Source organism: Microcoleus sp. D3_18a_C4 (genome assembly GCF_036702415.1).
Classification (GTDB): Bacteria; Cyanobacteriota; Cyanobacteriia; order Cyanobacteriales; family Microcoleaceae; genus Microcoleus.
Window position 1 is genome coordinate 1 of record NZ_JAUBTI010000150.1, and the last position, 12,394, is coordinate 12,394.

A 12,394-nucleotide genomic window follows, 5' to 3' on the forward strand; every position below is an offset into this window, starting at 1 on the left:
GAAAAGGACGGGCGGGACGCCCATCCCACAATAACAATTAAAATTGTAAGTTATTTAATTCGCGATCCTAAGCTTGAGGATAACGTTGTGCTAAGAAAGAGATAGCAGCAGCCCGATCGCCCAAATCGCCATCCAACCTCGCCGCCAACAAATCATCCAACATTCGTTTAAACCCAGGCCCCGGCTTATAACCCAAAGCCTTCAAATCGTTGCCATTTAAAGGCGGCTCAACATTCGCCCATTTGGTGAGATATTCCCAGATTTGGCGGCGTGCACTTCGCGGACTTTGTAGGGCGATCGCAATTAACACCGGCAATTCATAATTCCTCAACAGCAGCACCAATTGACTCGGCAACTCGCACTTAGGCAAATTCTCTGCTAACTGCTTCTTTCCGGCTTCCAAAACTTCCAACCGCTTAATGCTGTCAGCGGGTAACTGAAGATTTGCAGCCACCTTGCCGCGATATTCCGGTGCTAAATAAGCTATCAAAACTTCCAGCCGCATCTGCCAATCGGGGATATTGATAATGGGGAATGGGGAATTGGGCATCGGGAATTGGGCATTGGAAATAGTTGCTTTTTCTTTTTCTTCCTTCTTCCCTATTCCCTCTTCCTTCTTCCCTCTGACTCGTGACTCACCCTCAATCATTAATCCGTGTATCCGTGTCAAAATCCGTGTCGTGCCTTCCTTCTTCCTTCTTCCATTCAAACACCGATCGAGCAAACGCAGTTGTCGCCACAACTCCCGATCCAACTCCAAACTAGGATGAATGCAGCGCAAAGCCTGCAAATCTCCCAGCATTTGCAAAGCAACTTTCCAGTAAGGAGCTTGCAAAATGTATTTCAATTCGCTTTTGAGTCGAGTTTCCAAAGCCGGAGCTCGGCCGTTTTCCCCCTGAATTCGGTAATAAATCCCGCTGGCCAAAGCGTGGCGGATGTATCCTTCCGTCTGCGGCTCAATTTCAAATCCCAACCGCACCGCAAACCGCACAGCGCGATAAATTCGCGTCGGATCTTCGATAAAACTGTTGGCGTGCAAAACTCGAATTTGCTTCGATTCCAAATCCAGCAAACCGCAAAAAAAATCTAACAATTCGCCGCTGCGAGGAACACCCAACCGCACCGCCAGCGCATTAATTGTAAAATCCCTGCGGTACAAATCTTGGCGAATTGAACTCGCTTCAACTTCAGGATTTGCAGCCGGATAAGGGTAAAATTCAGTGCGAGCCGTAGCGATATCCACCCACAGCGAGCCGAAAGCAGAGTCTTTGTGCCACAAAAGCGCGGCCGTTTGAAATTGACCGTGAACGTCCAAACGCGATTCAGGGTAAAGTTTTTGCAGCGATGAAGCTAACTCGACACCAGCACCGGAATCGTCGGAACCGCACTTTCCGTCCACAACCAAATCGATATCTGTTAGCGCCAGTGTATCATCCGTGGCTAAGAGTAAATCCCGGACTGCTCCACCCACAATATAAAGTTGCCAGCCGCGGTTTTGGGCAATATTGGCGGCGATCGACAATAATTGCCACAATTCGGCACTTATGCGCGATCGCAACAACTGCTCAACCGATTCGGAGACGGCACAATAAGACAATTCTGCATTGCTTCCCCTGTCTCGCGCTTTTTGCTGGTGCAATTCCCGCAACACGTCAGTGCGAGTCACAATTCCCACCAGTTGACCGTTTTCCAATACTGGCAAGCGGCCGATATCGTATGTCACCATTAAAGATTCAATTTCCGGCAGCAAGGTATCTGGGGCGATCGTTTTTAACTGCCAAGTCATGTAACCCTTCACCGGGGCGTGACTGAAACCGTGGTGCAGGGCAATGTCAATATCGCGGCGCGAGATAATGCCGGCCAGTCGATCGCCCGCATCGACCACAGAAAGCCCTGAATGTCCGTAACGTAGGAGTATACGGTGAGCTTCCCCCACCGAGGTTTCCGGGCGAATACTCCGCACTGGAGACGACATTAATTCGCGGGCTGTCGGAGGGTGGGGAATTTGAGCTTTGAGTTCGTCAGCTAACTGATTTAAAGTCAGCAGGGGGTCAACATCGCGGGTGGCGAGGGAAGCGGCGCGGGCGTGGCCTCCGCCGCCGAGGGGTTTGAACAATTCGCTGAGGTTTGTTCCTTCGATGCGCGATCGACCGATAATAGTTAATCGATTGGAAACTGGCGATTCGGGCTCGATGTTGCGGTTGTTTTCGTTTTCGCCAAATTTATAAACATTACCTAACAGCAGAGCATCGGTTTCAGTTAAATCGAGCAAGCGAGAAGCCAGCGAAGAAAGTCCGGGAACGTAAGCTTCAGTAGATAGCAGCACCCAGGCTACGCTGTAACCGTGCAAAATTTCCGATCGCAAATTCTTGAGCGCTTCTCTGAGCAAATCTTGCAATTGAGGAGACAAAGCGGGTTCTACATATTCAGCTATTACCCCCAAACTCGCTCCCTGTTCCATCAACCACGCCAAAGCTATTGCATCTCGCGCAGTTGCGCCCTCAAAGGTGAGGGAACCTGTATCGACGTGGATGCCGAGGGCCATTACTGTTGCTTCCGAAGGCAGAAGGCGGAATGGTGTGTCGCTCTTTTCTGCTTGATTTTTGAGCTTTTCGACAATTAATGTCGTGCTGGCTCCGACTGCTTCGATCTGCGTAACTGTAGCGGGGATGTCTGAATCCGCCTCCTTGTGGTGGTCGAAAATAGCAATTTCGTTGAGGTGTGGCAAATCCAGCCACTCGGCGGCTTTTCCCAAACGATCGCGCCCGGAGGCATCAACTATAGTAATCGAGCGAATTTTTTGCGGATTGACCGATCGGCGTTCAATCAGTGGGTACTCGTCGCGGTGTAGCGCCAAAAAATCCCGCACTGTCGGGTGACACCCGCCCGTCAATACGATCCTGCTACCGGGGCGCAGCACGCAAAGTCCCACCGCCGCCCCCAAGGCGTCAAAATCTGCTGTTGTGTGGCACAAAACTAAGTCCATAGCCGAAAATCCCCCATCTCTAACTCAAACAGTAGCAATTTCTCGCCCTCTGAAACCGGATGTGTCGATCGGGCTTTAACTTAACCTTTCCACTTTTCTGTCGTGTAGCGAACAATGATAAAATTGATCGAAATCTCAAAAGCCGCTGACGCCTGTTCGCGCAACGCCCGAATTTGCACGGGTTCTTTCCTATCAATCAACCGACAATCTCTCGATCGACTATCGGGAAACTGTCAAAAACTAGAATTTGGAAGATTTTTTCCGGTTCTGGGAAACTATTTCTGCTCAACGCACGGTTATATCGAAAGGAGAAAAGATGTTATCAATTCTGTTTCAAGTGGTTTTACTGGCTCTGGTACTGCTGTCTTTTGTGATGGTCGTTGGCGTGCCAGTTGCTTATGCCTCTCCCCAAAACTGGAATCAGTCTAAATCCCTGATTTATGTCGGATCGGGTCTGTGGTTTTTGCTGGTTATTGCAGTGGGTGTATTGAACTTTTTAGTCGTTTAATTTCACCCAACTCTATCTAATAAAGAAGGTAAAAGATAGAAGGATGAAGGCATTCACCAGCGATTGAAAGGCATTCGGCAGAAGCTAGGAATTTTCCAGACCGCGCGACCCTGTATGTTTTTGTACTTGAGATTCAGATGAGATGCTGCTGCTTTCTGACTTTTGCCTTCTCACAAACACAACTCTAAAACCTAAAACCTAAAATCTAAACTAGAACACTATGACTGTTTTCGAGGGAACTTTTACTCACACCGAATCTTTGCGATTTGCGATTGTCATCGGTCGTTTTAACGATTTGGTTGTCAACAAACTTTTGGAGGGATGTCAAGATTGTTTGAAACGCCACGGGGTTGATATTAATCCTCATGGCCATCAGGTGGACTTTTTTTGGGTTCCGGGAAGTTTTGAGATTCCTTTGGTGGCGCGCCAAGCTGCTCTTTCTCACCGCTACGATGCGGTAATTTGTCTGGGTGCGGTAATTCGGGGCCAAACTCCTCATTTCGATTTTGTGGCTGGTGAGGTTGCTAAGGGAATTGCTGCGGCTGCTTTTCAAACAGGGGTGCCGGTGATTTTTGGGGTGGTGACGACTGACACGATGCAGCAAGCTTTGGAAAGGGCTGGAATTAAAAGCAATTTGGGCTGGAATTATGCGATGAGTGCTTTGGAAATGGGCACTTTGATGCGCCAAGTTAAGGGTTTGGGAACACACTCTTACGATCATCGATTAACTACAGGATCTGCTGCTCAAGTGCTTTCGGGCGAAGCAAATCTGGCGATCGCCCCCGATGTATCGTCGGATCAAATCCCCTCGTAAGTTGGGCTAGCAGTATTTTTAAGCTCAAAAAACATCAAGATTTGGGCGTTGCTGATTCACGGTATGAATCACCTTTTCGCTTGAAGTTATAAAACTCACCCTCTGAGGACTTATAGCAATTGGGAAATCTTGAATTCATACCTGTATTCAGCAACGCCTGGCATAGTAAGTCCGGAAGAGCCAAAACTATTTTAGAGAAGAGATTCCCACTATGATTTCCAAGTATTTCTGGTTACCAGTTCGACAAATGGTCAAGGCGCTGACCCCAGGATTTGTTTGGCAGGCTGCACAGTCGGCGTGGCTGGCCCAAGTTGGGCGAGATCAGCTTCGGCTCATCCTTCAAAATGTTGACTCTGCTAGTGAATTGCCCCCAACCGTTACTTATCTCGCCTACAGAGGTCTAGCTAACCGACTACGGGCGCACATTTTGGCTCAGGATTTTGCGCTGCGTACCGAAAGAAAGCTGGTTGTCAATTGGCCAGAGACGCCAGAGTGCTGCGCGAAATTCGACGATTTATTTGTGTGGGAAGACGAAGATCGAAACATCCCTAATAAAGACTACTGCTTGGTACGTTACGATCATCACAAAGACAAGAGTTCCCATGACTTGGCAGTAAACCTGCCACACAAATCTGTAATTCTAGATATTCACTGGCAGTTTGTCGATCGCGGGGCTTTTGAAACTAGACTTGGTGAACACCTTGATGCAGCTCGCAGCTACCTGATTCCCAAGCCTGATATCCTTCAGGAGGTTGAGAAACTCTCCCTCAATTGGTCGGTCTCAACCATTGGAGTCCACATAAGACGCGGTGACTTTACAACCAAAGCTAACCAGGGATTGGGTTTAGAACGCTATAGTCGCTCAATTCGCAAAGCTCTTGAAATAATGGGAGGTGACACCACAATCTATCTGGCAAGCGATGGCTCGAAAGAAGAGATTTCGCCACTGCTAAGAGAGTTTGGCACTCGAATCATCATCAATCGCCCTAGTCTTCCACGAACTTCGAGAGAAGGCGTCCGCAACGCTTTGATTGATATGCTGTTGCTGAGTCGTACTCAGTTTCTAATACTGACTCCGATTTCTACTTTTGGCGAAATGGCAGCTTTTTTGGGAAAAGTTCCCTATACTTACGCATAAAATAAATGGCGTTGCTGATTCACGGTATGAATCACCTTTTCGCTTGAAGTTATAAAACTCACCCTCCGAGGACTTATAGCAATTGGGAAATCTTGGATTCATACCTGTATTCAGCAACGCCAAGATTTGCATCGGGAAAAATCTTAATACTCTTGTGGGGTGGTGATTATGCCCGCCCCAAGGTAAAAGTTCGACTGGTCGGGGTCGATCGATAAATGAGACCAAGATATTGCCAATTGGAAATGAACACTTTGATGTGTCAAGTTAATGGTTTGAGCGGAAATTCTGACCATCCATTACCTGCGTCTGCTGCTGTTCAAGTGCTGTCGGGCGATCGCCCCGGATGTATCGTCGGATCAAATCCCCTCTTAAATTGGGCTAGCAGTCTGGGGGTATAAATTTGATGGAATTGCGTACTTTTAGCACCTGTAGGTAACAAAAGCGATGACTGTTGTAACTGCTAAACGATTCTCGATCGAAGAATATCACCGTTTGGAAGAACTGGGATTTTTCGGCCCCGATGACCGAGTTGAATTGATTCGCGGAGAAATTATAAATATGGCTGCTAAAGGTAGGCTTCACTCTGTTTGTAACAGTCTTTTACTTGAAGAGTTAGTCATTTTACTGGCAAGACGCGCTCGCTTGCGCGTACAAGAGCCAATTATCTTGTCTGCTACTGATAGCGAACCAGAACCTGATGTTGTTATCGCCCGCAATCGCTCTGATAATTATTTATCTTCTCACCCGGAGCCTGCGGATATATTGTTGGTAATTGAGGTTTCTGATTCTACTTTGAAGTACGATCGAAAAACTAAGTTATCTCTCTATGCTGAAGCTGGGATTGCTAATTATTGGATATTTAATTTAGTCGGTAGTCAACTGGAAATGCACAGCGAACCTTATCAAGAAAGACAAGGGGATTTCAATTATCGCTCCAAACGAATAGTTCTGCCCGATGAGACTGTTGCAATTCCGGGTTTTCCAGATTTGTCTCTGGATTTGTCTTTGGTGTTTCCAGCCTAATTTAAAAGCTACGATAAAATCAAGATTATAGAACCCATTTGATATCTTGAGGTCGATCGCCCAGATACTGATTTTTGATTTAGTCGATGGGCGCGATCGGTATTTTGAGGTTGTAGACTAAATATTATAGCAAACTTTACTTCCTATGTCAATAATTTTCAGTATTTTACCGAAAAGACTTGTGCCATCTTTTAGCTTTCCGCATACTAATCACCAGACAGAGGAAACCGGAACATGATCCAAACCATATCCAAAACAATCACGTTTGATGAGTTCGTTGCTTGGTATCCAGAGAACTCTGTCCATAAGTACGAACTACACAATGGAATAATTGTTGAAATGCCTTTAGGAATCAGCCGCCATTCCCGCGTTACAGGTTTCATCCGTTCAAAAAAACTACCAATCGAAATTGACCGCCGCTCCTTACCTTATTTCATCCCTGGCGACTGCCTGCTCAAACCCGTCCGCAACGAGGCGGGCTACCTGCCAGACGCAGTTGTCCTGGACGAAGCAGCTCTCACAAGAGAACCGCGCTGGGATACGGAATCCATCATCACGATGGGGTCTTCGGTGCGACTGGCTGTAGAGGTCGTCAGTACCAACTGGCGGGACGATTACCATCTCAAATTCGCTGACTACGAAGAAATGGGCATCCCCGAATACTGGATTGTGGACTACCTCGGTTTGGGCGGCCGCAAGTTCATCGGTACTCCGAAACAACCCACACTATCGGTTTGCCAGTTGGTTGACGGCGAGTATCAGGTAAAACAGTTTAAGGGCGATGACATAGTTGAGTCGCTGGCTTTCCCAGAATTAAAATTAACGGCAGAAAAGATTTTTCTTGCTGGTTTGCCTGCAACCGAGCCGATCTAGAAGGACTAGGGCGATCGGGTATCAAAATGATATCAAATGGGGTACAAAACAACCCCAATTTTTTAACAAATCTGCGTTTTGTACCAAGTGCTGTTTTGTCAGGACGGGCTATCTAAATTAGATCAGCTACAGTTTAATTTGTCAAGGATTAGAGGCAACGTTGCCTCTAATCCTTGTGTAATATTTGAGCTTTCCGCATACTAATCACCAGACAGAGGAAACCGGAACATGATCCAAACCATATCCAAAACAATCACGTTTGATGAGTTCGTTGCTTGGTATCCAGAGAACTCTGTCCACAAGTACGAACTACACAATGGAGTAATTGTTGAAATGCCTTTAGGAACTGGCGACCATTCCGACGTTACAGGTTTCATTTCCGGTGAAATCAATTTTGAAATCAGGCGACTGCAATTGCCTTACTCTATCCCTGGTGATTGCTTGCTCAAGCTTGCGCGTAACGAATCTGGCTACCAGCCAGATGTAATTGTCCTAGACAGAACCGCGCTTGCAAACGAGCCGCGCTGGAAAAAAGAATCAGTCATCACGATGGGCTCTTCGGTGCGACTAGCTGTAGAGGTGGTCAGTACGAACTGGCGGGATGATTATTTTTTCAAAGCTTCCGACTATGAAGAAATGGGCATTCCCGAATACTGGATTGTAGACTATCTTGGTTTAGGCGGTCGCAAGTTTATCGGCAATCCCAAACAACCCACTCTCTCGATTTACCAGCTAGTAGATGGGGAGTATCAGGTAAAACAGTTTAGGGGAAGCGAGACTGTTGAGTCGCTGGCTTTTCCAGAATTAAAATTAACGGCAGAGAAGATTTTTCTTGCTGGCTTGCCGAACTAGCAAGTCGAAATTATGCAAAGGGCGTAAGATTGTCGAAGCCTTCCGACGACACCAAAACCTGACAATTGGGTCAAAATCTGGCAGCGAAAAAGCGGGAAAGTACGATCGCACAAACCGTAAAAATCCTCACCTCGTTCACGATCGCACAAATATCACACAACAACTGCGGACACCACAACAGTCCAGAGCTTCCACATACACATTGCAATTTTTTTAATTGTGTGATATCATAAAACGTTCTTAAAAATAGCGCAACACTAACTATTACTGCATGGCAACGAAGCCAACGATCGCATTTACTCACCTCGGCTGCGAAAAAAATCGCATCGATACCGAACACATGATCGGCTTGCTGGCTCAAGCGGGCTATCAAGTCGATTCTAATGAAGAATTAGCCGATTATGTTGTAGTCAATACTTGTAGTTTTATCCAAGCGGCGCGAGAAGAGTCAGTCCGCACCTTGGTAGAATTGGCAGAAGCTAATAAAAAAGTAGTCATCACCGGCTGCATGGCACAGCATTTTCAGCAGGAATTGCTGGACGAATTGCCCGAAGCAGTCGCAATTGTCGGCACGGGCGACTATCATAAAATCGTCAATGTTATGCAGCAGGTCGAAAAGGGCGATCGAGTTTCCCTCGTCTCTAGTGAACCTACTTACATCGCTGACGAAACTACTCCCCGCTACCGCACGACATCGGAAGGTGTCGCTTATCTGCGTATAGCAGAAGGCTGTGACTATCGCTGTGCATTTTGCATTATCCCGCACTTGCGCGGAAATCAAAGGTCGCGGACGATCGAATCTATTGTCGCCGAAGCTAAGCAATTAGCCTCCGAAGGGGTAAAGGAAATTATCTTAATTTCTCAAATTACCACCAACTACGGCAAAGATATTTATGGCGAACCGAAACTAGCCGAACTGCTTCGCGCTTTGGGTGAAGTAGATGTACCTTGGATTCGGATGCACTACGCCTATCCTACAGGTTTGACTCCGCAAGTTGTCGCAGCCATCCGCGAAACGCCCAACGTTTTGCCATATTTGGATTTACCCCTACAACACTCGCACCCGGAAATTCTGCGGGCGATGAATCGGCCTTTTCAAGCTGGGATTAATGATGCCATAGTCGATCGACTCAAAGCAGCACTTCCCGGCGCTGTGATGCGAACAACTTTTATTGTCGGCTTTCCCGGCGAAACCGAGGAACACGCAGCACACTTGCTGGAATTTGTCAAGCGCCACGAATTCGATCACGTAGGAGTTTTTGTATTTTCGCCAGAAGAAGGAACCCCAGCCTTCAGCTTGCCCCAGCAAATACCAGCAGAAATAATGGAAATGCGGCGCAATTCGGTAATGGCGGCACAACAACCTATATCATTGAAGAAGAATCAAGAATCTGTCGGTCAGGTAGTTGATGTCCTGATAGAACAAGAACAACCAGAGACAGGTGAGTTGATTGGTAGATCCGCTCGGTTTTCCCCAGAAGTAGATGGACTCGTCTATGTGACAGGAGAAGCGCGGCTGGGTTCGATCGTGTCTGTGAAAATTACTGGTGCAGATGTCTACGACCTCTACGGTCAAGTCGATTTTAGATTTTAGATTTTAGATTTTAGATTGACTGCACAGACTCATCTGGGAGATCGATCTTTCTTTTGTCTAAAATTCTGGGATCGACCCTCATGAGTTGACGTGGCACTGTATCCGGTGCTGGGCGGGGTCAAGTGTAAGTGTTGCTGGAACTGTCGCGATCGGCGGTGTGGCGAACAAAAACCGGACACCAGCCAAAAATGATTAGCGGATTGTGCAGCAAAAGTAACGGTTTGTAAAATATTGTGCAAAGATAGGTAGCAAAGGGTTATAAACCTTTATTAGCCTCTGGCTGCAATCGACGCTCCCCCTCGGGGTGCGGTTATCTCTACAGAACGATCGGAAAATTTTAACGAATTTAATGTTTTGTTTCTGAATGTAAAGAGTTATGATAGTAACAAGCCAGAAATAAGCGGGGAGAATTTGAGATTGCTTCGCCGTCCGCCCTACACCACAACGGTATCCCGAAAGAGTGTTGAGATGGATAGGCGGTAACGGTCGCTGCATCCCCTGCTCAATCCCGCAGGCGACGGATTGCGGGATAGCGCCTGAACCAACAAACCTATTACTACTATGTTGTAGTGAAGTGGGGCTGGCATGATCCTCACTATAAAATGCCCAAGAGGGAAAGCTTGCAAGTACCTCAAAGGAAGTCCAATGTCCTGTTTTAAGAATGTTGGAAGCCCATAAGCCGACCGCTGGCGGTTGGTATCGGTGATGTCACAAAATCAAAGACGGCTGTCGAATTGGTAAATTTAGTCACCATCGACGGAGCTGCCCTATACTCGATTGCTATTTAAGAAGGTGCGCGCAGGCGCAGCACCATAAAGAACTCTTATGAGTTCCTGCCGCCGAGCAGAAATCCGCATCCGAGTTGGGCAACTTAGAAGGCTAAGACTCGTTATTAGGAGCATTAATGAATTTATTGTTTGAAGGCTTAGGTCTTTCGGAAGAACTCGTTCTCCATCTGGAAACACTAGGCTTTACAGAACCTACTCCCATCCAAGTACAAGCAATTCCGCACCTGTTAGCAGGTCGCGACGTTGTGGGTCAAGCCCAAACAGGGACAGGCAAAACGGCAGCATTCTCGTTGCCCATCTTGGAGCGGATTGATTTAGATGTAACTGCGGTGCAAGCACTGGTGCTGACGCCGACTCGCGAATTGGCGATGCAAGTAACTGAAGCCATCCGCGATTTGAGCGGCATCAGCAGCGACGGCCCGGTAAAAGTGGGTCGCTCTCTGCAAGTTCTGACAGTGTACGGCGGTCAATCGATCGATCGTCAAATGCAGCGTTTGAAGCGCGGCGTTCACGTCGTTGTCGGTACACCCGGACGCATATTGGATATGCTCAGCCGCGGCAGCCTGAAACTAGACAAGGTAAAGTGGCTGGTTTTGGATGAAGCTGACGAAATGCTGAGCATGGGCTTTATTCAAGATGTGGAAAAAATCTTGGATGCTGCACCACAAGAACGTCAAACGGCATTTTTCTCGGCGACGATGGAACCTTCCATTCGGAAACTGGTGGCGCGGCATTTGCGTAACCCAGTCAACGTCACCGTAGAACAGCCAAAAGCAACGCCAAAGCGCATCAGCCAAGGCGTGTACATGATTCCCCGTGGCTGGTCGAAGGCAAGAGCCCTACAGCCAATCCTAGAAATGGAAGACCCGGAATCTGCACTGATTTTTGTGCGGACTCGGCAGTCGGCGGCAGAACTCACCAGCCAACTGCAAGCAGCAGGTCACAGCGTTGATGAGTATCACGGTAATTTGAATCAGGCACAGCGGGAACGTTTGTTGCATCGGTTCCGCCAATGTCAGGTGCGCTGGGTAGTGGCGACTGATATTGCGGCACGGGGTTTGGACGTGGATCACTTGACTCACGTTATTAACTACGATTTGCCCGACAGTGTGGAAAGCTACGTTCACCGGATCGGACGCACGGGCCGGGCTGGTCGCGAAGGAACGGCGATTACGCTGATTCAACCGGTCGATCGCCGCAAACTGCGCTTGATTGAACGCCACGTGCGATCGAGCTTGACGGTGCGAAACATTCCGACACGGGCGCAAATTGAAGCTCGTCAGTTGGAAAAGATGCAGGGTAAAGTTCGCGAAGCTTTGGCTGGCGAACGGATGGCATCTTTCTTGCCTCTGGTGTCTCAGTTATCGGAGGAGTACGACTCCCACGCGATCGCCGCTGCTGCTTTGCAAATGGCTTTCGATCAAAGCCGTCCTGCTTGGATGGGCGCTGATTACGCTCAACAAGAAGATCCCCCGATTGGTGGAGAAAACAGCGTCAAGCCTATCTTGATCAAAAAGCGGGCTAAGACTGGTGAGGCGACTTTTTCTGGAGCACCGAGTGCTCCTGTTCCCCAGAACCGCTAATTGGTAGGGTGCACTCGGTGCACCTTATTTAGAATTATTGTAGAGATGCGATCGATCGCACCTCTACTTTTTTTATGGGTGTGCTCCCAAATCCGAGCTCCCTCGCCGGTTGAAACCGCGAACAAACTTTCGTCCACTCCTAGCGGACTGAGAATTGGATAAGGAATGAGAATTAAATAACTTCCACAAGTTTGTGGGATGGGCGTCCCGCCCGTCCTTTTTGGACGGGCGGGAC

At 47.9% G+C, this 12,394-nt stretch carries 11 protein-coding genes; 9 read left to right on the forward strand and 2 right to left on the reverse strand.

What is annotated here, in order from left to right; translation table 11 throughout:
- Positions 1–67: 67 nt before the first annotated feature.
- Positions 68–2,986: a CBS domain-containing protein gene (locus QUB16_RS31310; protein ID WP_333322143.1), complete on the reverse strand. Its 2,919-nt coding sequence runs from the start codon at positions 2,984–2,986 to the stop codon at positions 68–70.
- 316 nt (positions 2,987–3,302) lie between these two features.
- On the opposite strand from QUB16_RS31310, the gene psbZ reads away from it, so the two are divergent.
- The 9 genes from psbZ (at position 3,303) to QUB16_RS31355 (ending at position 12,159) form a co-directional block, all read left to right on the forward strand.
- Entirely contained in the window at positions 3,303–3,494 is a 192-nt protein-coding gene (gene psbZ / locus QUB16_RS31315; protein WP_332957158.1) for a photosystem II reaction center protein PsbZ, read from the forward strand.
- Positions 3,495–3,714: 220 nt separating this feature from the next.
- Positions 3,715–4,308: a 6,7-dimethyl-8-ribityllumazine synthase gene (gene ribH / locus QUB16_RS31320; protein ID WP_333322144.1), complete on the forward strand. Its 594-nt coding sequence runs from the start codon at positions 3,715–3,717 to the stop codon at positions 4,306–4,308.
- 247 nt (positions 4,309–4,555) lie between these two features.
- Positions 4,556–5,446 carry a hypothetical protein gene (locus QUB16_RS31325; protein ID WP_333322146.1) on the forward strand — a complete coding sequence of 297 codons (891 nt, stop codon included), beginning with the start codon at positions 4,556–4,558 and terminating at the stop codon, positions 5,444–5,446.
- Between the two features lie 242 nt (positions 5,447–5,688).
- Positions 5,689–5,844 carry a hypothetical protein gene (locus QUB16_RS31330; protein ID WP_333322147.1) on the forward strand — a complete coding sequence of 52 codons (156 nt, stop codon included), beginning with the start codon at positions 5,689–5,691 and terminating at the stop codon, positions 5,842–5,844.
- A 46-nt stretch (positions 5,845–5,890) separates the two neighbouring features.
- Positions 5,891–6,469, forward strand: coding sequence for a Uma2 family endonuclease (locus QUB16_RS31335; protein ID WP_333322149.1), 579 nt, complete (start codon positions 5,891–5,893; stop codon positions 6,467–6,469).
- A gap of 234 nt (positions 6,470–6,703) precedes the next feature.
- The gene (locus QUB16_RS31340) at positions 6,704–7,342 is read left to right on the forward strand and encodes a Uma2 family endonuclease (protein WP_333322150.1); all 639 of its coding nucleotides are present in this window, start codon (positions 6,704–6,706) and stop codon (positions 7,340–7,342) included.
- Between the two features lie 228 nt (positions 7,343–7,570).
- Entirely contained in the window at positions 7,571–8,194 is a 624-nt protein-coding gene (locus QUB16_RS31345; protein ID WP_333322152.1) for a Uma2 family endonuclease, read from the forward strand.
- 271 nt (positions 8,195–8,465) lie between these two features.
- The gene (gene rimO, locus QUB16_RS31350; RefSeq protein WP_333322153.1) at positions 8,466–9,788 is read left to right on the forward strand and encodes a 30S ribosomal protein S12 methylthiotransferase RimO; all 1,323 of its coding nucleotides are present in this window, start codon (positions 8,466–8,468) and stop codon (positions 9,786–9,788) included.
- Between the two features lie 904 nt (positions 9,789–10,692).
- A complete protein-coding gene (locus tag QUB16_RS31355) occupies positions 10,693–12,159 on the forward strand; it encodes a DEAD/DEAH box helicase (protein WP_333109100.1) in 1,467 nt (488 codons plus the stop codon).
- Here QUB16_RS31355 and QUB16_RS31360 read toward each other — a convergent pair.
- Positions 12,156–12,394 (reverse strand): hypothetical protein (locus QUB16_RS31360; protein ID WP_333322154.1); only part of this gene is annotated, 239 nt, incomplete at its 5' end. The two genes, QUB16_RS31355 and QUB16_RS31360, sit on opposite strands and share 4 nt — an antisense overlap.